We start from the raw sequence: 24,271 nt of genomic DNA, 5'->3' as shown, positions 1-24,271 counted from the left end.
AAGATTAAAGGAGTTATATGTTAAAAAAAGCATCCGTTGCACTTTCATTTGCATTCGTTTCTTTTTTATTAGCTTCTTGTTCTACTTTTTTTACAGATTACAAAGAGCCGGAATTTGAAAAAGAGACATTTTTTAAAGGCTCTTCCCGCTATAACGGATCTTTAATAGAGGAGAACTATTATCTTGCTTTTAATGATGAGAAACTCAATGAGATAGTCAAAAAAGCGCTTTTGAACAATATTTCATTGAAGTCATCATATCTTAACGTAAAAAAAGCTTTATTAAATATCGATCTTGCATCATCTGATCATAATATTGATTTATCAGGAAGCTTATCATCATCAAGCAGCAGACATACTGATTATCATGATCATTCTGTAAAACGATCTTCTGCTAATTTCTCCGCAGCCTATCAAGTAGATCTGTTCTCAAAGCTTGAAGCATCAGATGATGCTGCACTGCAGTCATTTAATGCAACAGCATATGAGTATCTTGCTATGAAAAATACTGTTATTGCAACAACACTCAAGGCATACTGGAATCTTGCTTTTGCAAGACAGGCATTGAAGATTGCAAAAGAGGATTTAGCAGATAGTGAAACAAGATTGAAACTTGTTGAGAACAAGTACAGTGCAGGTGCGGCTGACTCACTTGATCTGGACGATGCAAGAATAAATCATCTGAAGGTTAAAAAGCAGCTGTTCTTACGAGTTCAGAATCTTAAGAATGCATCAAATGCACTTAACGTACTGTTAGGAAATACTGTTATTGAAAGAATTGAAACATCAAATCTTGAAGATAGCAGCATAATGGATTTTTCACTTTCAGTTCCTGCAAAACTTTTAGAAAACAGACCTGATCTTAAAAAGAATGAAGCAAATCTGAGAAAAACGTATGCCCTTTACAATAAGGCAAAGATGGACTTCTTCCCTGACTTTACCTTAAAGGCATCCTTATCATCAGGAGAAACAGATACATTTTTCAGATTCCTTGAAAATCCTGTTGCAACACTGGGTGCTGCTGTAACCATGCCTTTTTTAAACTTCAATTCTCTTAATATCAAAAGAAAGCAGGCACTTACAGATATACAGATTGCTGAACTTGCATTTGTTGACGGATATATAAATGCTGTATCTGAGGTTTATGACAACATAGCAGCTTTAGATTACTGCAGCAGGAATCTTAAGATTAGTGAGGAGTCTTTAACTCTTGCTGAGAATAATTACAGAAGATATTTTGAAAGATATCAGGCAGGATTGGTATCCTTGAATGATTTTATTACATCTGCTGACAACAAGCGAACAGCCAAGATAAATTACCTTGAGGCAAAGCTTTCAAGACTTACAAAGTCTGTTGATCTTATTACTGCTTTAGGTGGTGGAACTTCGATGGATATACAAGGACTTACAAATCAATGACAATTACTTTAAGCTCATGGAATGTGAACGGAATTAGAGCCTGTTCTCAAAAAGAAGGTTTTTCCTGGTTTACCAATACTGATTATGACATCATAAGTTTTCAGGAAACTAAGGCAGATGAAAGCCAGCTTGATGATTCAATAAGAACAAAAGATGGCTATGACAGCTTTTTCTGTTCATCAACTGTTAAAAAAGGTTACTCAGGCACAGCTGTATTTACAAAAATAAAACCGCTGTGTGTAGAGCTTGAACTTCCATATGAGGAGTTTAAAGGTGAAGGAAGAATAGTTCACCTTGAGTTTGAAAAATTCCATTTTTTCAACGGTTATTTCCCAAATGGCGGTGCTGCAATTTTGGATGAATCAGGTAAACCTACAGGTGAGTTTAAAAGAGTTCCATACAAGATGGCTTTTTTTGATGCTTTCTTTGAATATGCACAGAAACTTCGAAAAGACAAGCCTATTGTCGTATGCGGTGACTTTAATATCGCTCACAGAGAAATTGATCTGGCAAGACCTAAGACAAATATGAAAAACACAGGTTTTCTGCCAAATGAGCGCGCTTTTTTAGATAAGCTTGTAAATAACGGATATATAGATACATTCAGATTTGTAAACGGCGATGTAAAGGATGTATACAGCTGGTGGTCATACAAGTCTTTTGCAAGACCCAAGAACATAGGATGGAGAATTGATTACTTCTTCGTATCTGATGAACTTAAAGACTGTATTAAGGATGCAAGAGTTGAAACAAATGTAACAGGATCTGATCACTGTCCTGTAACTTTGGTTCTTGACTTATAAGACAAATGATGGTGACATAATTTCCTTTCAAGTATTGATTATTAACACTGATCGTCATTATAATTAGGAACGTTTTTATTTTTTTTTGTGGTAATGGAAATTACCATTTTTTATTTTTTAGGAAACTATCGTGAACAGTAATAAAGATATAAAAAATACAGTGCTATCTATTGGCTCATCTAACAGCATGTTAAAGTCACAGAAAGCTGGTGTATCCTATTATTACTGGCGATTTTATTCTTTTTAAATAATTAGGCGGAATGCTATATGACCATTGATAAGAATTTAAACCTGACCCCGCCTAATGAGGCAGGGCACGGTATTGTAGATACGAGAATTAGTGAAATGTACCAGGTGCTACCTCCAATTGCTGTAATAGAGAAATTCCCAGCAACAGAATTTACAAATCAGGTTGTCTCAAAGGCAAGAACTGATATTCATAATATTTTCAACGGTGTTGATGACCGTCTAGTTGTTATTGCAGGCCCATGTTCTGTACATGATACTCAGGCTGCAATCGACTACGCAAACCGTCTGATGAAGCTTCGTCAGAAGTATGAAAAGCAGCTTGTTATCATCATGCGTGTATACTTTGAAAAGCCACGTACAACTGTTGGCTGGAAGGGCTTAATCAATGATCCTAGTCTTGATGATTCACATGATATCAACAGCGGTTTAAGAATTGCCCGCAAGCTTTTATGCGATATCAACTCACTTGGCATGCCAGCTGCAACCGAGTTTTTAGATCCAATTACAGTTCAGTATATCGATGACTTCATTTCATGGGGTGCAATCGGTGCAAGAACTACTGAGTCTCAGCTACACAGACAGTTAGCTTCAGGTATCAGCTGCCCAATCGGTTTCAAGAATGCAACCGACGGTTCAGTTAAGATTGCTATTGATGCTACTATCGCTGCTGAGAATGAGCATACATTCATGTCTGTAACAAAGATGGGCCACGTTGCTATTGTTCATACAAAGGGTAACGAAGACTGTCACGTAATTTTACGTGGCGGCCATGAGCCTAACTACTCAGCTGCTGATGTTGAAAAGACCTGTCAGGCTCTTATTAAGGCAAACTTAAAGCCTATGGTTATGATTGACGCATCTCACTCAAATTCAAACAAGCAGTTCAAGAAGCAGGTTGACGTATCAAAGGATGTTGCAAATCAGATTGCAAACGGCGATAACCGCATCTTCGGTTTAATGCTTGAGTCAAATCTTGTTGAAGGTCGTCAGGATCTGCCAAAGGATTTACGTAACCTTGTATACGGTCAGTCAATTACAGATGCATGTATCAATATAGATGATACAGAGGAAATCTGTGAGATTCTGAATCAGGCAGTGCTTGAGCGCAGAAAGAAGAATCAGGCTAAATAGTTAATAGTGCCCAGCGATAGTGCTGGGCATTTTTGCTTGTACCAAGTAAAAAAGAGGAAATCATGCATCCATCATTATCTTTAGAAAAATCAAAGATTAAAATCCTGTTATTAGAGGGTGTTGATCCTAGTGCTGTTGAGGCTTTAAAAAAGTCAGGTTACACCTCCGTTGAGTACCTGAAGAAAGCTTTAGATGGTCAGGAGCTTTTAGATAAAATCGAAAATGTTCATTTTATCGGTATCCGCTCCCGTACTCATCTTACCCGTGAGGTTTTGTCTCACGCAAAGAAGCTAATCGGTATCGGTTGTTTCTGTATCGGTACTAACCAGGTTGATTTAAAGGCTGCAGCTGAATTTGGTATTCCTGTATTTAACGCACCTTTCTCAAATACACGTTCTGTTGCTGAGCTTGTAACAGGTGAATACTTACAGTTACTTCGTGATATCCCTGCAAGAAATGCTCTGTTGCACAGAGGTGGCTGGGATAAGTCAGCTACAGGCTGTCATGAGGCTCGTGGTAAGACTTTAGGTATCATTGGCTACGGTCATATCGGTACTCAGGTTGGTATTCTTGCTGAAGCTTTAGGCCTTTCTGTTATCTTCTACGATACAGAAAACAAGATGGTTTTAGGTAATGCAAAGCAGGTTGAATCATTAGATGAGTTATTAGCTCAGTCAGATATCGTTACTCTGCATGTTCCTGAGACTGCAAATACAAAGGGTATGATAGGAGCAGAGCAGTTTGCAAAGATGAAGGATAGAGTTCGCTTCATTAATGCATCACGTGGTACTGTTGTAGATATCAATGCTCTTGCTGATGCATTACGTTCAGGTAAGGTTGCAGGTGCAGCTGTTGACGTATATCCAAAGGAGCCTTCAAAGAACGGTGAAGAGTTTGTAACTCCTCTTCGTGAGTTTGATAATGTAATTCTTACACCACACATCGGTGCTGGTACTGAGGAAGCTCAGCGTAACATTGGTACTGAGGTTGCAGAGAAGCTTGCTTTATACTCAGATAACGGCTCAACACTTACTGCTGTAAACTTCCCTGAGGTTTCACTACCTGCAATTCGTGAGGATGTATCTCGTCTACTGCACATTCATAAGAATGTTCCTGGTGTTATGCGTCAGATCAATGAGATCTTTGCTAAGGAAAACATCAACGTTGCAGCTCAGTATCTGCAGACAAATGCTGATATCGGTTACGTTGTTATGGATATCCACTCAGCAGATCCTGCATCTGTAGTATCACAGCTCAAGAAGATTGATGGTACATTAAAGTGCCGTATTCTTTACTAAGATCTTAATGAATAAAATAGCGATAAATGTTTATCGCTGTAAAAAAAGGGGGCTAAAGATTAAATCTTAGTTCCCTTTTTGTTTACTTCAAAAAGAAGTGTTTTCTTTAAAACACAATTCAATTTGTATTTTTAAGTTTGCCTTTATTTGATAATAATTTTTACTTTTTGCAAAGAGTTCAAGACCATTGTTATAAACAAAATTTCTTCACTCCTCTCGTAATAAACAAATTTTATACTGTATATGTGTTTCCGCCTTCACAAAAGCCAACATAATTCAATTTTTATTTTTAAAGAATTTAAAATCTATATTAGAATAAAGGCATGAAGTGCAAGAATATTTTTAAACATCTGCTTTTAGCTCTACCTTTTGTCGCAGCACCGGCCTGTGCTGTCATGACTTCAGGCTGGTCTATATCTTCTTCATATATATGGCGTATATATGATTCAGGATCTTATTCCTTTACAAAAGGATCTGCAGCTAAGATTATCGAGCTTGACAGAACAATAGAAAACCGTCAGGCAAGTATAACTATTCATAATTCACTGACAAACAAATTTACCTTCAAGGCAGCATGCATGTATCAAAGTGCAACTCCTGCATTTGAACTGCACGTACCAACTCTTGATATATCAGTAAATGACAAGATAAGAGGTTTTTCCTTTGCAAGATTCCTTGTAGACAGAGGCAGAGAATATTCTTTAAGAGCTCAGGTTGTTGCACCTAGTAGACTTGTTTTCGCACCTATTACGGCGCCACAGAAAAGAGCATTATCAGATTTATATCTTCAGTTAGCAGAAGGTGGAAAGCTTACCATCGGTCTTTTACAGGGAAAAGGCTTCAAACCAAGAATATATACAATTCCGCTTGAAGGTTTTCTTGAGTATTCAAAGATTGTTTTAAACGACTGTGTAAGATTAAATTCAATTGCACAGAATCACCGTGGTGAGGTGAAACTTCTTCCTGACTATATTACAAAAGAGCCGGTTGATGCAGTAGAGAAGGATTTCTCATTAAAACCAAAAATTCCATCAGATGGTCTTGCAAAAGATGAGGAGGAAACTCCAGCTGTCGATTCTGTTGTTGAACCTGCTAAAGAAGAGCAAAAAGAGCCTGAACTAAAACTCTTTACGCCAGGTGGAGAGGAGGCTTCAATTGGTGAAGATGGAAAACCTATTACAGAGACTCCAAAAGAGGAATCTTTAGGTACAGCAACTGAAATGGCTATTGATTCTGATGGAAATGCTGTAAAAAACAGTTCGAATTAACAGATTATTAACCATTTAACAATCTCAATTTAACTATATTTTTAGATAATACTCCTATAGATAAAGGAGTATTTTTTATGAAATTCATCTCAAAACTGTTTATAACATCTCTTCCTTTTCTTGCTTTAAGTGCTCAGGCAATTGAAATAAGTAAGATAAATATCGAGCTTGATAAATCTCAGTATGTGAAATACAGTGGCAGTAACAAGTCACTGAAAAATGGTTTTAAAACAGGCTTTGGCTCATCTTTAACCTATTACAAAATGGGAGATCATGGAGAGCTGTATTTTTATGGACTGACAGATAGAGGTCCTAATGGCGATGCTCCAAACTTTAAAGCCAAAGATGGCTCTGAAAGTGCATCAAAATTCTTTTTAGCTCCAGATTTTACACCTCAGATTGGTCTTATCAGAGTTGAAAAGAATAAGGCTACAATTGAAAAGGTAATTACTTTAAAAGATCAGAATTCAAATAAGATTTCAGGTTTACCAATTCCAAAAGGAAAGATTGGAACAACAAACGAAGTTGGTTTGACAGATTCACTTGAAATATTGCCTTTTGATAATAAAGGACTTGATCCTGAAGGTATAACAATTGATAAGGACGGTAATTTCTATATTTGCGATGAATATGGTCCTTTTGTTATCAAGTATTCAAAAGATGGTAAAGAGTTAAATCGTTTTTATCCAGGAAACGGACTTCCTGAGATCCTTAAGTACAGAATCGAGAACAGAGGCTGTGAGGGCATTTCTATTACACCATCAGGCGAGCTTGCTGTTTTAGAGCAGAGTGTTCTTGAAATCAAACGAGATGGTAAAAAATCATCACCAACAGCCAAGTTCACCCGAGTTGTTTTAACCGATCCAAACACCGGTAAATTCAGAACATATGCATATCCAATAGATGCTGATGAGTACAAAAAGACAAAGGATGCAAAGCTTGGAGATATTCTTGCTCTGTCTGATACTGAATTTTTGATTATTGAACAAGGCAAAGACAAGAATAAGAAAATGAGAAACCTTATTTATAAGGTAGATTTTTCAAATGCTACTGATATTACTGATTTTTATAAGGATGGTTTTGAACCTGAGTTCTATCAGGACAGCGCTGATATTGTTATTGGCGAGAAGACTTTAGTTGCTGATTTAAGAGCACTTGGCTATGTGCATGAAAAGGCAGAAGGTCTTGCTCTTCTTGATGATAGACAGACTCTTGTTGTAATCAATGACAATGATTTTGGTCTTGATGTAAAAATCAAGGATAAGAAGCGTAAGGAGAAAATAACAGATTATACTGTTGATTCAAATAAACAGCTGTACTTTGATAGCCTGATGTCAGATGCAAAAATCAAGTTCAGCTATTTAAGTGATGAAGAAAGTGTAAATGAGCTCTTCTTTATAAAGCTTGATGAAAAACTGTAATTGAATTAAAAAAAATAATGAAGCTGCCATAAATAATTATGGCAGTTTTTTTTACTGTTTTTTATTATCAACTTTAGGTAAGAAAATAGTACCTAGAGCTTCTAATACAATGAATATTGCAACAGTTTTCATTGTCACATCAAGACCGTAAGTGTCTCCAAGTTTGCCAAGCAGTGGTGACATAAGTCCGCCAAAACTCATAGAAAGACCAATGGTAAATCCTGTTGCCATACCTACATGTCTGCACAGAAGTTTCTGTCCTATCACAACATAAGGTGACATTGACATAAAGAAACAAAAAGCAAATGGCAGTAAAGAAATCACTGCAAATAATGGTGTCTTTGTGAAAAGGAACACAATGAAACATAATGCACTCATAGATGAGCAGATCATAATCAGTCTCTTATAGCCAAGCTTATCTGAGAATGTGCCTCCTGTGAATGTTGCAATTGCACCTGTAAGGCAGATAAAGCCATTGATAAGAGTTGCAGTTTCATCCTTAACATTCATAAGATGCATAAAATACAGTGAAATGAATGAAATGAATGTAAACCAAGCAGTTGATCTGATAAATAAAACTGATACAAGATAGATAAAGCCTTTTACATTTTCCTTTTGTGTGCTGTTCTTGTCTTTTTTCACAAGATTGTCATGATGCATTGTCTTTAAAGTATAGTATCTGTTCTTTAACATAAGCAGTGCAATAACGACAAGGCCTGGAATACACATTGCAAGTGTAGCTTTTAGCGAGAAGAACATATAAAGGAATGTAAAATAAAATGGTCCTGCAGCCATTCCTGCATTACCGCCAACAGAGAACAAAGACATGCTCTTGCCTTGTCTTGCACCACCTATAATATGTGACATCTTTCCGCCTGCAGGATGGAAAATTGCAGAACCAACTCCGTTAAGACAGATAAGGGCATACAGAAGGTAGATATTATCTATAAAACCTATGAACATTACTCCTGAAAAAGCCAGAAATATTCCAACGCTCATAAGATAAGGTCTTGCCTCTTTATCTGACAGATTTCCAGCTAGTGGCTGAATGATGGCATTTAAAATAGTATTTGCCATCATTAAAAGAGCAACCTGTGAATATGATGTCAGAATATTATTCTGATATAGATAAGCGAGAATAATTGGCAGTGAGCCGTGATTGATGTCTGTTGCAAAGTGACCAGCACTTAAAAGTAGTGAATCTTTGCCTGATAGTATTTTCATAAAGTCTCTTCTTAAATTAAAAATCAGGCAATGGTTTTGCCATTGCCTTTTTACTTACTGCTTGGTAGCTTCTTTCATTGCCTTTATAAAGCTTGATATTTCGGATTTCATTTTATTAGTGTTATCAAGATTATTTGCAATTATCTTAACAATTGCAGAGCCTGAAATAGCACCTTTTGCGCCAGCCTTGATAGCAGATCTTACATGATCTGGCTTTGATATACCAAAACCAAGTACAGGTGCAGGGCCATTGTTCATTTTAACAGATTCAATAACCTCTACAGGGTAGCCAGATTCGCTGTCAGTACCGGTAATACCAAAACGTGATACTACATAGGTATAACCTTTTGACTTGCTGCAGATAGTTTTGATTGTATCTTCTGATGCATTAGGTGGAGCGATAAGAACAAGATCAACATCATTGTCCTTTGCGCACTTTTCAAAATCGTCACATGTATTTAGCATATTGCAAGGAATATCTGGTATAAGAACAGCATCGATACCAGCATCTGCTGCATCCTTGTAGAATCTGTTGATTCCTCTTGCAAGCACAACATTGGCATATACAAGAATACTTATAGGAATTTCATTGTTATACTCACGCATTTTCTTGATGATTCTGAAAAAGTCATCAGTATTTGCTCCTGAATTTAATGCTCTCTTGTCGGACTGCTGAATAACAGGACCGTCAGCACTTGGATCAGAGAATGGAAAACCTAGCTCTAAAGCATCAGCACCAGAGTCAATAACAGTCTTTAATATTTCAAGGCTTGTATCAAAGTTTGGATCACAAAGTGAAACGAAAGGCATAAAGGCACCTTCATTGAGTTTTTCAAGCTTTGCAAAGGTATTTTCAAAACGCTGTGTCATGTCTTTCTCCTTATAATGTGATCTTTAATTTTGATGTATCAACTCTGTCATCTTCAATACATCCTTTCTTCTCAAGAATTTCTGATACATTGAAGATATCCTTGTCGCCGCGACCTGAAATATTAACAACCAGGATCTGCTCCTTGTCAGGATTCTGCCTCATAAGTCTTAGAGCATATGCAAGCGCATGAGATGATTCAAGTGCCGGGATGATGCCTTCCTTTTGTGAAAGTTCAACAAATGCATTTAAAGCATCGTCATCGGTTGCACCAACGTATTTTACTCGGCCAGTGTCTCTTAAATAAGCATGCTGTGGCCCTACAGATGGGAAATCAAGACCTGCTGATATAGAGTAGGATTCATTGATCTGACCGTCTTTGTTCTGAAGGCATTTTGAGTATGCACCAAAGAAGATACAGTCATCGCCCTTGTTCAAGGTAGCACCGTGTTTTTCTGTATCGATACCAAGACCATATGGTTCAACACCATAAAGTGGTACATCTGTATCAAGAAAATCAGTGAATACGCCAATTGCATTTGAGCCACCGCCAACGCATGCAATACATGCGTCAGGAAGTCTGCCTTCCTCTTCAAGTATCTGCTGATGAATTTCCTCACCTATGATCTTCTGGAACTCTCTTACGATAGTTGGGAATGGATGAGGGCCTGCAGCAGTACCAATCATATAGTGTGTATCCTTGAAGTTTGCAGCATAATCACGAAGAGCTTCATTGCAGGCTTCCTTCAATGTAGCAGCTCCTACAGATACAGGGATAACCTCAGCACCCATAAGTCTCATGCGAAATACGTTAGGCTTCTGTCTTTGAGTATCTGTTGCACCCATGTAGATGGTACACTTGAAGCCTAAAAGAGCACAAATTAGTGCTGTAGCAACACCGTGCTGACCTGCACCTGTTTCTGCAATGATTCTTGTTTTACCCATTCTTTTTGCAAGAAGAGCCTGACCTAAAACCTGGTTTGTCTTGTGTGCACCGCCATGAAGTAAGTCTTCACGCTTTAAATAGATTTTTGTTTTGGTACCTTTTGTCAGGTTTCTGCAAAGAGTAAGTGGAGTTGGTCTGCCTGCATATTTGTTTAACAGATCGGATAACTCCTTTTTAAAGGTAGGATCATCTCTGCACTCAATAAATGTTTTTTCAAGTTCGTCTAAAGCTGGAATAAGAACTTCAGGAACATACTGTCCGCCGTATTTACCGAAAAATGGATTTAGAATAGTCATAATAACTCCTGTTAGAAATTGTTTATTATTCTGAATGTATTCAGAATTTTAGTAACTGATTTAATACCTTTTGTCTCTTCAAGCTTTGAGTTCAGATCAAGTCCTGCAAATCCAAGTGATAGAGCCTTTTCTACATTGTCAGGTCCAATACCGCCTGACAGAAGAATTTTTGATTTGTCATATGAATCAGGGATTGTATTCCAGTCAAAAGAGCTGCCTGAGCCTGGGGTTTTTGAATCTAAAATGATGTATTCACATGTTTGAATGTAGTTGTCAATTTTTGAAAAATCATCAGATGATTCTATATTAAGAGCCTTAATGATTTTTATATTTTCTAATCTTCTTTTTAGCTCATTTATATATTCGGCATCTTCACTGCCATGAAGCTGAATATAATCAAGACCAACCTTTTTAGCTATCAATTCAACAGTATCTAATGTTTCATTTACAAATACACCTGCAAATCGGATTTTGCCTCTTGCAAAATCTGCAAATTCAGCAGCTTTATCAGCACTTATGTTTCTTACTGATTTTTCAAAGAAGATAAATCCTGCAATAGATGCATGAACATCAATGGCTGCTGCAAGTGCCTCTTTGGTTGTGATACCGCATATTTTGTTGGTACCATAGAGCATTGAGTTTGCTTTAAATACGATATCATCAGACTTTGTAAGTGATGATCCGATTAAAAAGCAGCTGATATCTCGAAGATAAAACAGATCAGAGTGTTCATTGATACCAGATTCTGAAACTACGATGGTATCAGAGTCAAAAATCCTGGCTATTTTTTTAGCATTGCTAATATCAATCTTTAAGGTTCTCAAATCTCTGTTGTTAATACCAACGATGTCTATCTTTTGAGATTTAGCAAATCTAGCCTGTTCTTCATTGTCAACCTCTGTTAGCACATCAAGATTTAATGATTTTGCATAGCTGTACAAAGAAAGATAGGTATCATTATCAAGTAAGGAAAGCATTAGCAGTACAGCATCAGCTCCACTTACATAGGCATCATCAATCTGCTCTTTACAGATTACAAAATCCTTGTAAAGAACAGGCAGAGCAGTTTTGCTTTTAACATAGCTTAAATATTCACTTGATCCGTTGAAAAAATGCTTTTCACACAGAACAGATATTGCACTAGCTCTTGTGTTGTAGCAGTTAGTGATTCTATCCAGGTTAAAATCCTTGCAGAAATTTCCAAGAGTTGGAGATGACTTCTTGCACTCTAAAATAAAATTCTTTTTAGTTCTATCACTTAAAGCCTTTTTAAAGGAAACTAAAGGTGCTGTTCTTTTGCCTGTAACTTTTAGCTCTTTTACATCCTGAACTTTTCTGTTCACGATGGTTGCAAGTACTGTGTTTTCAATACCTGCAATATTAAGACCTTTAAAAGACTTTGCCTGTTCTGTTAGTGGTTCTTTTTGCAGCATTTTATTAAAGACCCATAGAGATTTTTGCAATTTTCTCAAATCTGTTCAGAGCGCGACCTGATTTAATTTCTTCTAATGCCATTTCAAAACCGCTCTTGAAATTGTCTGTTTTGCCAGCTAAATAGAGCATTGCAGAAGTATTTGCTGCAATTACTGCATTGTGAGCATCGCAACCCTTGCCAGATAGGATCTGCTTTGCTGTCTTTGCATTTTCAACAGCATCACCGCCTGTTAAATCAGATTGTGTATAGTTGCCCTTGATACCAAAATCCTCATTTGTGAGAGTATATTTTCTTGTATCTCCGTTTTCTAGTAACTCACAAACCTTTGTTTGACCGAAGATTGAAATCTCGTCCATACCGTTGCCATTGATTACCATAGCTCTTTTAACATTGTTGAGTTTTAATGCTAAAGCCATATCCTCAAGAAGATTTTCGTCATAACAGCCTAAAAGCTCATAATCAACGTGTGCAGGGTTACAGATTGGTCCTAATATATTGAAGATTGTTGAGGTGCCAAGAGCCTTTCTTACAGGAGCTGCGTATTTCATGCCTGTGTGATATTTCTGCGCAAAGAAGAAAGCAAATCCCTGCTCTTCAAGTGCACGTAAAGTATCCTTTTGCTCAGCTCTAATGTTGTAACCTAACTGTGTTAGAACATCTGATGCGCCTGACTTTGAACTTACTGCTGTATTACCATGTTTTGCAACATGTAAGCCTAATGAAGCGCAGACAATTGCACTGATTGTTGAAATATTGATTGTTTTTAATTTGTCACCGCCGGTACCTACGATTTCACCTACGCAGATATCACGGTTACGGTTGAATGGTAGAGCTGCACTAATCATTGCATTTGCTGCACCACCAAGCTCGTCAGAGCAGTAGCCTTTAATCTTCATTGCAGTAAGTACTGATGAGAATACGATAGGATCAAGTTTACCTGCAAAGATTTCCTCAAAAATTGTTTTTGTCTCATCAAAGCTTAAGTTATCTTTGTTGTAAAGTTTTTCGATAATATCTTTCATTTTTTTTGTCCTTTAAATTTTTAATCTGAAACGAAAAAGGCCCGCAAATTTGCGGGCCTTTTATTAAATCTGTAAATACAAACACAAATACCCCGCATTAAACGAGGCACCACCATAACTTAGCTGAATTGTTTGTATTGAAAAATGTCATTTTAAATTTAATTCCGTGAAAATATCTTTTGATAGCAGTATTACTCAAAATTTATCTGCTGTAAACAAAAATCTAAATTTATTTTATTACAGTAGCTAATCTGCACCAAATTGAAACAGTTTTACATGTTTTTTCCGATAAGACAAGTGATGGCGTTATCTAAAAGTACTCTTCCATAGGTAGACATTATAGATTCAGGATGAAACTGAAAACCTAAAACATTGTACTTTTTGCTGTATAGAGACATACACATATTATCAACACTTGATAAAACATCAACATCCTCTGGCAGATCTTCTACAACAAGAGAGTGATATCTTGCAACCTTAAGTGGATTTGGAAGATTTGAAAAGCAAATCTTATTGACATGATTTATCATAGAGCTTTTTCCATGTACGATTTTATCTGCTCTTACTACCTTGCCGCCTAATACCTGACCTAAAGCCTGATGACCAAGGCAGATTCCAAGCATAGGATATTTACCAAGATTGCTTTTGATTATTCCAATTAGATTGTTTGCATCTGATGGAGATGATGGTCCTGGTGAGAGAACAAAAAGTACTTTTTCACCATTCTCTTGCTTTTGCTTTGCAAGATTACTGATAAAATCAATATCAGCATCATTTCTGTACACCAGTACTTCATGATTTAATACTCTGAATTCGTCAACAAGGTTATATGTAAAAGAATCGAAATTATCTATGAAGATTATTGTTGCCATTTTATTCTGCCTTTGCCATTGTAATTGCTGTTAATACTGACTTTGCCTTGTTTACTGTCTCAAGACACTCTGCACTGATATCTGAGTCGAATACCACACCGCATCCGGCCTGAACGTAGGCTTTATCATTTTTTACGAAAGCTGATCTGATAGCAATACAGCTGTCTAGCGATCCATCATTTGAGAGAATGCATACAGTACCGCCATAAGATCCTCTTTTTTTACCTTCATATCTGTAAATAAGCTCATGAGCTTTGATTTTTGGTGCACCTGAGAGTGTACCCATGTTCATGCATGCAAGGTATGCATGCAGTCCGTCAAGATCGTCTCTTAATGTTCCATGTACATCTGATACAAGATGCATAACTGACTGGTATTTATCAACATGCAGCATGTTATCAACATATCTTGTGCCAGGCTTTGAGATTCTTGCAATATCGTTTCTTGCAAGATCAACTAGCATAAGATGTTCAGCTACCTCTTTTCTGTCTGTTCTAAGTTCAAGCTCGATTCTTGAATCAAGCTCTCTGTTAACAGTACCGTCAGCGTTAAGACCTCTTGCTCTTGTTCCTGCAATGGGACTTATTGAAACCTGTCTGTTATGAGCCTCATAGCGTACGGCATATTCAGGAGAGGCTCCAAAGAGTGTAAAGTTCTCGTCATGGATAAAGTACATATAAGGGGATGGATTGAGTTTTTTAAGATAGGTATACGCAAGTAAAGAATTTTTACAGTCAAGAGAGAATGTTCTTGATGGAACTACCTGGAACGCATCACCTTTGATTATATGCTCTTTAATTGCACAAACGATTTTTGAAAATTCCTGATCATTTAGATCTGGGGTAATCTCTGGCTTTACACTGAAGCTTATATCAAGAGTATCCTCTTTATCAAAATCATCTAAAGCCTCTTTTATGGAGAGAGCTGTAAAAGCTGTGTCTTTGTATGCATTTTCTGCAAAAATGTAGGCATTTACCTTTGTTGTCTTTTCAATATGGTTTACTCTTACAGAAACGTCAAATACATAGAATGTGTAGTCAGAGCATGGATTTTCACCTTTTGGAACATCACCTATGTATTCATAATTGTTTATAAAGTCAAATGCAATGGTACCTCCAATAAAGATGTCATTACAATCCTTTATATGTTTTTGCAGAACACGTAGTACACTAAAAGGACCATCACTCTTCAATCTTGAATATTCATCAAGATTTTTACTAGGTCTTGTATAGCAAATTGAAAAAGAGCTGTCACAAGTAGTTATATTAAGATCATCTGATATCAGCTTTAACAGAGCAGTGCCGTTTTCATTTAGTGCCTTTACAGTAACTTTCAAATCATCGCAGGTAATTTTTAATGCTGTTGATAAGCCAATAAGACTCTGTACACCGCTTTTATCTACAATTTCAGCTGATTCAAATAGAATTGTATTTTCCTTGTTACAAAAGTCCTTATAAAAAAGATGAGGTGCTTTAAGGTATTTTGTTTCGAAAATTATATTTTTCATAATAAGTCCTTAATAACGAAAAAGGCCCGCAATCTGCGGGCCTTTTAGAAATCTGTAAATACAAACACAAAAACCCCGCATTAAACGAGGCACCACCATAACTTAGCTGATTTGTTTGTATTAAAGAAAATCATTTTAAAAATATCCTTTTTTCAAGTTATTTTTATAATAGTCCTAGAAAATAGCAAAAATCAAGAAAATTTTTCTGAAAATAAAAAATGCTCTCAATTAGTGAAATTATCTTCAAATAGTGATTACATTTAAGAGCCACAAATTGTTATATAAGCTAAAAAGCCAGAGCATTGCTCTGGCCTTTAATTATTGGAATTCACAATTAGAATTCAGCGTTGTGTGGTGTACGAGGGAATGGAATTGCATCACGAACGTTACCAACACCAGTGATATAAACAATCAGTCTCTCAAAGCCTAAACCGAAGCCAGAGTGTGGAACTGAGCCATAGCGACGCAAGTCTCTATACCAGTAGTAACTGTCTTTGTTAAGTCCAAGCTCATCCATTCTCTTATCAAGTTTTTCAAGGCTGTCCTCACGCTGAGAACCACCAATGATCTCACCAATACCAGGAGCTAGAACATCCATTGCAGCAACAGTCTTGCCATCATCATTCTGCTTCATATAGAAAGCCTTGATATCCTTTGGATAGTTCTTGACAACCACAGGAGCCTTGAAGTGTTCTTCTGCAAGATATCTTTCATGCTCTGACTGAAGATCGATACCCCACTCAACAGGGTACTCAAACTTCTTGTCAGCATTCTTTAGAATTTCAATAGCATCTGTATAGTCAACCTGAGCAAAGTCAGAGTTTATAAAATGCTCAAGACGGCTGATTGCATCCTTATCAACGCGCTGTACGATGAAGTTCATATCATCAGCACGCTTTTCTAAAACCTCTTTGAAAACATACTTTAGAAGTTTTTCTGCAGTTTGAGCACAGCCGTTAAGATCGGTAAATGCCATTTCAGGCTCAATCATCCAGAACTCAGCTAAATGACGTGTTGTATTTGAGTTTTCAGCTCTGAATGTAGGACCGAATGTATAAACTTTTGAGAATGCGCAGGCATAGGTTTCAACGTTTAGCTGACCTGATACAGTCATATATGTATGCTTGCCGAAGAAATCTTTTGAAAAGTCTGCATTGCCCTTATCATCTTTTGGTACATTGTTCAGATCAAAGTTTGTAACAGTGAACATCTCGCCTGCACCTTCGCAGTCAGAACCTGTGATAAGTGGAGTTGCAACCCACATAAAACCGTTTTGCTGGAAGAAAGAATGAATAGCATAAGCAAGGGTGTTGCGGATACGCATAACTGCACCCATAAGATTTGTACGTGGTCTTAGGTGTGCATATTCACGCAGATATTCAACTGAGTGACGCTTTGCAGACATAGGATAGGTATCAGGATCTTCAACAAAGCCTGTAACAACAATCTTCTTTGCTACAACCTCGACGCTCTGGCCCTGACCTTGTGACTCCTGAACAATGCCGTCAACTACAACACCGCATGATGTTGTAAGTTTTAAAACGTCTGATTCATAGTTTTCAAGAGTGTTGTTTGCAATAACCTGAACGCTGTCAAAACCTGAACCGTCGTTTACAGCTAAAAATGAGAATCCTGCCTTTGAATCACGTCTTGTACGGATCCAGCCTGCAAGAGTTACTTCCTGTCCTACCAATGCTTTTCCTGATAGGATCTCTTTTGTACTTAAAAGACTCATAATGTCTATATTCCCGATTACTTATTTGTTTTCAAACTGTTTAGATATTCTGTATTCAGATGACCTGCTCTTGTCTTTACAAGGAACTGTCCCTTAGGTCTTTTAGTATCCTTGTTTACAAGTAAAGCTGGAAGTTTTTTGGTTTTGTTGTCATCTAAAAATCTTTTTAACTCATGTGCAACAGATTCGCCTGCAAATCTGCTTTCAATTGGCAGTGTGGTACCATCTGGCATGTTAAGCTGACCTTCAATGATGGTAATGCCATGTGTTGGGATAATGTTCTCAACGGTGGCGGTTGTATGAACACCAGTATTCTGAGCAATTCTTGTATTTGCAAAAATGAAGAAGGATTTACCTGCCATGACTGCAAACAGAAGAACAAAGAAATACTGTAAAATCGCATTTCCGCCAGCTTGTGTTACCTTAAAGGCAAGATAGACACCAATAACTGTAACAAATGCATATATAACACCGAAAATAAGCTGTACAACAGCTATTCTTGGTTCAAATGAATTTCTTCTGTATTCTGAATTAGTTAGCTGAGGCATGAATTACTCCTTCATATTCTGCGCTCTGATTGAATTTGCTGTCAGGATCTTCAAGATCATCTTCAACAATCAGACTTACAATAGCTTTTGCCTTTATCTGAAGCATAGGTGTCTTTTTCAGACTGTTTTTTGCAACAGATGATAGTTTGTTTGCATCAATAAACAGATTAAAACGGTTGTTCATTCTGTTTGGTAATAATTTCTTTTCATTGTCTGTATATAAGGCTGCTTCCTTGCCGTTTACAAAAACCTGAATTTTAATCTGTTCTAAAGGCATTGGCTCAAAGGAGCTGTGATGTACGTTAAAGCATATTTTAAAACCTTCAGTATTGTTGATATTTGCAAAAGACAGATCCTCAATGCTGATATCCATTTTTCTGGCGCCTTCAGGAACTGAGCTGCAGGCATTTATGTTAATTGCAAAAAAGAACAGTAAAAAAAGCTTAAATAACAGTTTCATAGCAATCTTGTAAATGTAGGAAAATAATTTTTAATATTATAACGCAACTTTGACTCAGAACAAATGATACGTTACAAAAGGTGCGTTTTTTTACTTTATGACAATGTAAAAAAAATGCTTCGCAAGAGCGAAGCATAACCTAGGAAAAAATCATTACGAATTAAGCTTTAGCTAGAATTCATAAATATCATACAGAATTATAATACAAAAAAAAGTGCCATTGATCTAAAAAACACTGTTTGTGCAACTGTATTTATCCTAGTGCATATGATAATTATTACTGATAAAAACAAAAATTCTTCCTAAAAATCAAAAAGTTCTAAAGTGAAAATTCAATTATCCGATAAAAGTATATAAACAAAAAAATATAATAATAATCTATCGGAGAGAACTTGGTATGGCGCTGTATCTGACTAATATTTCACTGATGCATGCAAACAGAACTATGTCAAATGTTACTTCACAGCTTGACACAGTATACAAGCGTCTTTCCTCAGGTTTTCGAATAAATTCAGCAAAAGATGATCCTGCCGGCTTTCAGATAGCCAACAGACTTACCTCTCAGATCAACGGTTACAAACAGGGCCGCAGAAATGCAAATGACGGTCTTGCTCTTGCACAGTGTATGGAAGGAGCTTTAGACGAAAGCGTCAATATGCTTCAGAGAATAAGAGTGCTTGCCCTGCAAGCTGCAAACGGTACATATGCAACCTTTGAAAGATTGACCATGGATGAAGAGGTAAAGCAGTTGTGCCTTGAGATCACAAGAATTGCTAAAAAGACTACATATGCAGGCTCTCCTATTCTTGATAGAAATGATATAGGCCTTTTCAATGCAAATGGAAACATTGATATTCTGGTTTCAGGTCAGGCAGGAGATGTTATTTCAATTCCAGGTACAGAAAACGGATTCTCTTTATCTGGTTTATGCACAGCTTTAAATTTAAGCTCTGCAAGTTTCGTGAAAAAGGATGGTAATGGAAATGTATCTTTTTCCTTAACATCAGCACAAAATGCTCAGGATCTTTTAAAGGATATTGATAAATATATAGGCAGTATTGATTCATACAGAGGCACGCTTGGCGGTATTCAGAACAGATTTGAAAGTGTCATAAGACTAAATAGTGTCATGGAAGAGAATCTGTCTGATGCAAGATCAAGAATACGCGATACTGACTATGCTGAAGAGGCTGCAAACCTTGCAAGACTTACCGTTCAGCAGCAGGTATGCGCATCCTTAATACCAAGAATTATGCAGAGTAAATCAATAATTCTATCTTTACTGCAAGGTTAATTTCTTTAGTGTTACAATATCCATAATCAAAGGATATTGTATGAAAGGATTATTTGTTACAGGTACCGGTACAGATATCGGTAAAACCTATGTTAGTGCGGCGATTGCCCGCTATCTTAGAAAAAAAGATCTTAATCTTGCCTACTACAAGGCAGCAGTCAGTGGTGCAAAAAGCGTAAAAACATCTGATGCAGGATTTGTTCATGACAGTGCAGATCTTTTGCAGGATGAAAATACGCTTCTGTCATATCTTTATCAAAGACCATTATCTCCACATCTTGCAGCAAGGCTTGAAAACCGCTTTGCATCAATGGAAAAGATAAAAGAAGCATTTGGTTCATTAAAGCAATGCTATGACTATGTACTCTCTGAAGGTGCCGGTGGAATTATTTGTCCTGTAGTTTATGAGGATAATAAAAAGATCATGTATGAGGACATCATAAAGGAGCTTAATCTTCCTTGTGTTGTAGTTGCAGATGCAGGTCTTGGTACTATCAATCATACTGTTTTAACAGTTTTTTATCTAAAAGAGCATGGAATAAAGGTTCAAGGCGTAATTCTTAACAATTTTGAGCCTGGCAATATCATGCATGAGGATAATCTAGTCATGGTTGAGAAGATTACACAAAACAAAGTCATCGCGGTGGTTTACAAAAATTCAATGGAACTTGTTATGCGATATAAGAATATGGAAGATTACTTTGATGAATGCAAATGAAATAAAGCAAAGAGCAGATTTTGACAGAGCTCATATCTGGCATCCTGCAGCTCAGATGAAAGATTATGAGTCATTTCCTCCTGTTGAGGTTGCTAAAGCTAAAGGATGTATTCTTTATACTCAGGATAACAGGGAAATCATTGATATTGTAAGTTCCTGGTGGTGTAATCTATTAGGTCACTGTAATGATGAGATTTCATCTTCTGTAAGTAAGCAGCTTTTTGAGCTTGAGCATGTGATTTTTGCAAATTTCACACATCCTGGCGCTATAGAACTTGTAGAAAAGCTCCTAAAAATCGTTCCAAAGGGAATAGAGCATTTCAACTTTGCAGATAACGGATCATCAAGTGTTGAAATGGCTCTAAAAATCGCTTTCCAGTATCAGCATCAGATAGGGCAGACAAAAAGAGTTCGTTTTGCATGTCTTGATGAGGACTATCATGGTGAAACCATAGGTGCACTCTCTGTAGGTGCAATGGATCTTTATTCAAAGATTTACAAGCCAATGATGATGGATAATATTCATATTCCTGTTCCTGATATGTACAGAAATACAGATGTTGAATCTACTCTTCAAAAGGCAAGAAAACTCTTTGAAAAACATGGTCATGAGCTATGCGCTCTTATAGTTGAGCCAATTTTACAGGGCGCAGCCGGCATGAGGATCTATCCAAAGGAATATTTAAAAGGGCTTTATGACCTTTGCAGAGAGTATGGTGTTTTGTTTATTGCAGATGAGATTGCAACAGGATTTTTCAGAACCGGCAAAATGTTCGCCTGCGATCATGCAGAAATTACTCCTGACATCATGTGTCTGTCAAAGGCAATTACAGGCGGATATATGCCAATGTCTGTTGTTTGTACCACACATGAGGTATACAAGGCATTTTATGCTGACTACAGTCAAATGAAGGCTTTTGTTCATTCTCACACCTATGCAGGTAATCCTTTAGCATGTGCTGCTGCAAATGCTGTTTTAGATATTCTAAATGAAGGCAGTGTAGTAAGTCAGGCTTCAGAAAATGCAAAATGGCTTTCAGAAGAGTTTGAAAGAAGATTTGCATCTCACGAGAATATAGGTCAGCACAGACACATTGGTCTTATCAATGCAATTGAAATAGTGAAGGATAGAGATACAAAAGAATCATTTGATTCAAATCTGCGCTTAGGTTACACAATCTATCAGGATGCTATGAAAAATGGCTTACTTTTAAGACCAATAGGGGATATTCTATACTTTAATCCTCCTTTGAATATTGATAGAGATACTTTAACAAAGTCTCTTGATATAGCTCAGGAAGTGATCTTTTCCAACATTGAAAAGATAAAATAATTTAATTGATGCCAAAGGCTTAAATAAGCAAAAGAAGAGTGCATTTTTCTGTTTTGTAAATATTTTTTTACAAATTGCACTTGCAAGACATAAAACAAACTACTATAATGCACTCACTTTCTGAATGGATGCTTAGCTCAGTCTGGTTAGAGCATCTGCCTTACAAGCAGAGGGTCATAGGTTCGAGTCCTATAGCATCCACCACGAAGCAACCTTGGGTTGCTTTTTTTGTGCCTCTAAGTTCTCTGTTTTATTCTTACCTCTCAGAAAATATCTATGAAATATTAAAAAAGTGGCAGTACACAAAAGTAACAGAAGATCTGTAGGCGTATGAAATAAGATATGCTTCAAGACAAAATGGAAGTCTCAACATTAAATATTTGATCTTGGTTTGCACAATATATGTGCGTTGAATTTTGCAATATAAAATTTATTATGTTGCAATTAATGCAAACAAAAATATGTAAAACTTTTATAATTCAATAAGTTAAAAAAAAACACCTATATTAAAAAACTCTTAAATTACTTAAAAAAGTCAGTTTTGCAGTGCCTCTATTATTGACTAAGTATTTTTATTGCTAATAATAGCCTTAAAAATGTTATTAGCTTGAAAGAATATATCAGGAGATATCATGACAGGCAGTTTGTTATTCTGTATATGTCTTGCCTACTTTGTAGTGGCATATTTCTTATACGGTGGCTTTTTATCTAGACTTTTTAGTATTGATCCAAAAAATCCAACTCCATCAGAAACCCAGTTTGACGGCGTAGATTATGTTCCTACATCAAAGGCTGTGCTTTTCGGTCATCACTTTGCATCAATTGCAGGACCTGGTCCTATTGTTGGTCCAATCATGGCTGCATATTTTGGCTGGCTCCCAGCTTTAATCTGGATCCTTGTAGGTTGCGTGTTTGTTGGTGCTTTCCATGACTTTGCAGCTCTTGTAATATCCATAAGAAACAAAGGTCGTTCTGTTTCATATGTTATGGAAAAGATGCTTGGTATTACTGGCAGACAGCTGTTCTTGTCATTCTGTTTCTTATGTCTTTTACTTGTTGTTGCTATTTTCACTCTTCTTATTGCAGGTCTTTTTGCAAAATTCCCTGAGGTTGCAACATCATCAATTATCTTTATTCTGTTAGCTCCATTATTCGCTCTTGTAACAGGCAAGTTTTCAGTTTCTCTGTTCAAAGCTTCATTCATATTTGTTCCTCTTGTTTTTATTGGTGTATACGTAGGTCAGTATTATCCATTCAACATTCAAAGTGCATTCAATCTTGAAGCTCAGTCTGTATCATCAGTTTGGATAGGTGTTTTAGCTGTTTATATCTTTGTAGCATCAGTAATGCCTGTTCAGTATCTGTTACAGCCTCGTGATTATTTAAATTCATGGCTTCTTTATGCAATGCTTGCTTTAGGCGTAATTTCAATTATTGCCTATAATCCACAGATCAAGATGAATTCTTTTGAAGGCTTTGTATCTGTAACAGGCTCTGGCAAACCAACAGCACTTGTTCCTGCATTATTCATCTTCATTGCCTGCGGTGCATGTTCAGGTTTCCATGCTCTTGTGGCATCTGGTACAACATCAAAGCAGCTGAAGAATGAAAAGGATGCACTTCCAATTGGTTATGGTGCTATGCTTATTGAAGGTGTTGTAGGTATTATGGCTTTGGTTGCTGTTATGGCAATGGATAAGGAAGTATTCACAGAGCTTGGAAAGAATCCGCCTGCAGCATTTGCAACAGGTATCTCTTCATTCTGTGAAGCATTAAATCTTGATGTTGGTTATGCAAAGACATTTATCTCTCTTGCAATTTCAGCATTCATGATGACATCTTTAGATACAGCAACAAGACTTGGCCGTTTCATCTGCCAGGAGCTGTTTATGCCAAGACAGACATCTGACGAGAAATACTCTTTACAAAAGCCTGTAAAAGTTAATATCGTAAGAGAGCTGTTTATCAATAAGTACATTGCATCATTTGTTATTGTTGCACTTTCAATGGCACTTGCTCTTTCAGGTGAGGCTGCATCATTATGGCCTATTTTTGGTGCATCAAATCAGCTTATGTCTGCTATCACTCTGTTAATCATCAGCTTATGGCTACTTTCAAAAAATACCCACTGGCTGGTTGCATTCATTCCTATGGTATTCATGATGATCATGAGTCTTTGGGGCGTGCTGCAGGTTATAAATCAGCAGTGGAATGCTAATATGACTCTCGTGATTGTAGGTGTTATTCTTGTAGTTATGGCAGCTCTTCTTGTAGCTTTAGGTGTAAGTGTTATTGCACACCACATTAAACAAGCTAAGAAAGCATAACCACCTGATATTATGAAAGGATGCGGTCATACTAGAGATGGTCGCATTTTTTTTACTGTATTTTGCGTTTTTCATTTTCTTCTTTCTTTGTTAGAATC

At 36.8% G+C, this 24,271-nt stretch carries 20 protein-coding genes and 1 tRNA gene; 11 read left to right on the top strand and 10 right to left on the bottom strand.

What is annotated here, in order from left to right; translation table 11 throughout:
* Positions 1-17: 17 nt before the first annotated feature.
* The 6 genes from J5V48_RS04120 (at position 18) to J5V48_RS04095 (ending at position 7,588) form a co-directional block, all read left to right on the top strand.
* Positions 18-1,418, top strand: a complete 1,401-nt coding sequence (locus J5V48_RS04120) for a TolC family protein (protein ID WP_219937295.1) — start codon at positions 18-20, stop codon at positions 1,416-1,418.
* Positions 1,415-2,221: an exodeoxyribonuclease III gene (locus J5V48_RS04115; RefSeq protein ID WP_219937294.1), complete on the top strand. Its 807-nt coding sequence runs from the start codon at positions 1,415-1,417 to the stop codon at positions 2,219-2,221. The genes J5V48_RS04120 and J5V48_RS04115 overlap by 4 nt, the downstream gene beginning before the upstream one ends.
* A gap of 267 nt (positions 2,222-2,488) precedes the next feature.
* On the top strand, positions 2,489-3,601 hold the full coding sequence (locus J5V48_RS04110; protein WP_219937293.1) for a 3-deoxy-7-phosphoheptulonate synthase: 1,113 nt from the start codon (positions 2,489-2,491) through the stop codon (positions 3,599-3,601).
* Between the two features lie 62 nt (positions 3,602-3,663).
* Positions 3,664-4,899: a phosphoglycerate dehydrogenase gene (gene serA, locus J5V48_RS04105; RefSeq protein ID WP_219937292.1), complete on the top strand. Its 1,236-nt coding sequence runs from the start codon at positions 3,664-3,666 to the stop codon at positions 4,897-4,899.
* 323 nt (positions 4,900-5,222) lie between these two features.
* Positions 5,223-6,167, top strand: a complete 945-nt coding sequence (locus J5V48_RS04100; protein WP_219937291.1) for a hypothetical protein — start codon at positions 5,223-5,225, stop codon at positions 6,165-6,167.
* A gap of 77 nt (positions 6,168-6,244) precedes the next feature.
* Positions 6,245-7,588 (top strand): esterase-like activity of phytase family protein, encoded by a 1,344-nt coding sequence (locus J5V48_RS04095; protein WP_219937290.1) that lies wholly within the window; start codon positions 6,245-6,247, stop codon positions 7,586-7,588.
* Positions 7,589-7,639: 51 nt separating this feature from the next.
* Here J5V48_RS04095 and J5V48_RS04090 read toward each other — a convergent pair whose 3' ends face one another.
* The 10 genes from J5V48_RS04090 to J5V48_RS04045 form a co-directional block, all read right to left on the bottom strand.
* Positions 7,640-8,812 (bottom strand): MFS transporter, encoded by a 1,173-nt coding sequence (locus J5V48_RS04090; protein ID WP_219937289.1) that lies wholly within the window; start codon positions 8,810-8,812, stop codon positions 7,640-7,642.
* 54 nt (positions 8,813-8,866) lie between these two features.
* Positions 8,867-9,682, bottom strand: coding sequence for a tryptophan synthase subunit alpha (gene trpA, locus J5V48_RS04085; RefSeq protein WP_219937288.1), 816 nt, complete (start codon positions 9,680-9,682; stop codon positions 8,867-8,869).
* A 10-nt stretch (positions 9,683-9,692) separates the two neighbouring features.
* Positions 9,693-10,922, bottom strand: a complete 1,230-nt coding sequence (trpB, locus tag J5V48_RS04080) for a tryptophan synthase subunit beta (protein ID WP_219937287.1) — start codon at positions 10,920-10,922, stop codon at positions 9,693-9,695.
* A gap of 11 nt (positions 10,923-10,933) precedes the next feature.
* Positions 10,934-12,355 (bottom strand): bifunctional indole-3-glycerol-phosphate synthase TrpC/phosphoribosylanthranilate isomerase TrpF, encoded by a 1,422-nt coding sequence (trpCF, locus tag J5V48_RS04075; RefSeq protein ID WP_219937286.1) that lies wholly within the window; start codon positions 12,353-12,355, stop codon positions 10,934-10,936.
* Positions 12,356-12,359: 4 nt separating this feature from the next.
* Positions 12,360-13,379 carry an anthranilate phosphoribosyltransferase gene (trpD, locus tag J5V48_RS04070; protein ID WP_219937285.1) on the bottom strand — a complete coding sequence of 340 codons (1,020 nt, stop codon included), beginning with the start codon at positions 13,377-13,379 and terminating at the stop codon, positions 12,360-12,362.
* A 272-nt stretch (positions 13,380-13,651) separates the two neighbouring features.
* Complete coding sequence (locus J5V48_RS04065; RefSeq protein WP_219937284.1) at positions 13,652-14,251, bottom strand: aminodeoxychorismate/anthranilate synthase component II; 600 nt, start codon at positions 14,249-14,251, stop codon at positions 13,652-13,654.
* 1 nt (position 14,252) lies between these two features.
* The gene (locus J5V48_RS04060; RefSeq protein ID WP_219937283.1) at positions 14,253-15,758 is read right to left on the bottom strand and encodes an anthranilate synthase component 1; all 1,506 of its coding nucleotides are present in this window, start codon (positions 15,756-15,758) and stop codon (positions 14,253-14,255) included.
* Positions 15,759-16,092: 334 nt separating this feature from the next.
* Complete coding sequence (asnS, locus tag J5V48_RS04055) at positions 16,093-17,493, bottom strand: asparagine--tRNA ligase (RefSeq protein ID WP_219937282.1); 1,401 nt, start codon at positions 17,491-17,493, stop codon at positions 16,093-16,095.
* A 17-nt stretch (positions 17,494-17,510) separates the two neighbouring features.
* Positions 17,511-18,041 (bottom strand): hypothetical protein, encoded by a 531-nt coding sequence (locus tag J5V48_RS04050; protein WP_219937281.1) that lies wholly within the window; start codon positions 18,039-18,041, stop codon positions 17,511-17,513.
* A complete protein-coding gene (locus J5V48_RS04045; protein WP_219937280.1) occupies positions 18,025-18,501 on the bottom strand; it encodes a hypothetical protein in 477 nt (158 codons plus the stop codon). Before J5V48_RS04045 ends, J5V48_RS04050 begins: the two co-directional genes overlap by 17 nt.
* Positions 18,502-18,898: 397 nt before the next feature.
* On the opposite strand from J5V48_RS04045, the gene J5V48_RS04040 reads away from it, so the two are divergent.
* The 5 genes from J5V48_RS04040 to J5V48_RS04020 all read left to right on the top strand — a co-directional run bounded on the left by J5V48_RS04040 (position 18,899) and on the right by J5V48_RS04020 (position 24,173).
* Complete coding sequence (locus J5V48_RS04040) at positions 18,899-19,795, top strand: flagellin N-terminal helical domain-containing protein (protein WP_219937279.1); 897 nt, start codon at positions 18,899-18,901, stop codon at positions 19,793-19,795.
* Between the two features lie 40 nt (positions 19,796-19,835).
* Positions 19,836-20,513: a dethiobiotin synthase gene (bioD, locus tag J5V48_RS04035; protein WP_219937278.1), complete on the top strand. Its 678-nt coding sequence runs from the start codon at positions 19,836-19,838 to the stop codon at positions 20,511-20,513.
* Positions 20,500-21,846: an adenosylmethionine--8-amino-7-oxononanoate transaminase gene (bioA, locus tag J5V48_RS04030; RefSeq protein WP_219937277.1), complete on the top strand. Its 1,347-nt coding sequence runs from the start codon at positions 20,500-20,502 to the stop codon at positions 21,844-21,846. Before bioD ends, bioA begins: the two co-directional genes overlap by 14 nt.
* Positions 21,847-21,972: 126 nt before the next feature.
* Positions 21,973-22,050: transfer RNA gene (locus J5V48_RS04025), tRNA-Val, on the top strand.
* Positions 22,051-22,478: 428 nt separating this feature from the next.
* Positions 22,479-24,173: a carbon starvation CstA family protein gene (locus J5V48_RS04020; RefSeq protein ID WP_219937276.1), complete on the top strand. Its 1,695-nt coding sequence runs from the start codon at positions 22,479-22,481 to the stop codon at positions 24,171-24,173.
* Positions 24,174-24,271 lie beyond the last annotated feature (98 nt).

Source organism: Succinivibrio faecicola (genome assembly GCF_019448115.1).
Taxonomy (GTDB): domain Bacteria; phylum Pseudomonadota; class Gammaproteobacteria; order Enterobacterales; family Succinivibrionaceae; genus Succinivibrio; species Succinivibrio faecicola.
The sequence above is the reverse complement of the archived record's forward strand: the minus strand, read 5'-3'. Positions and strand labels throughout refer to the sequence as shown.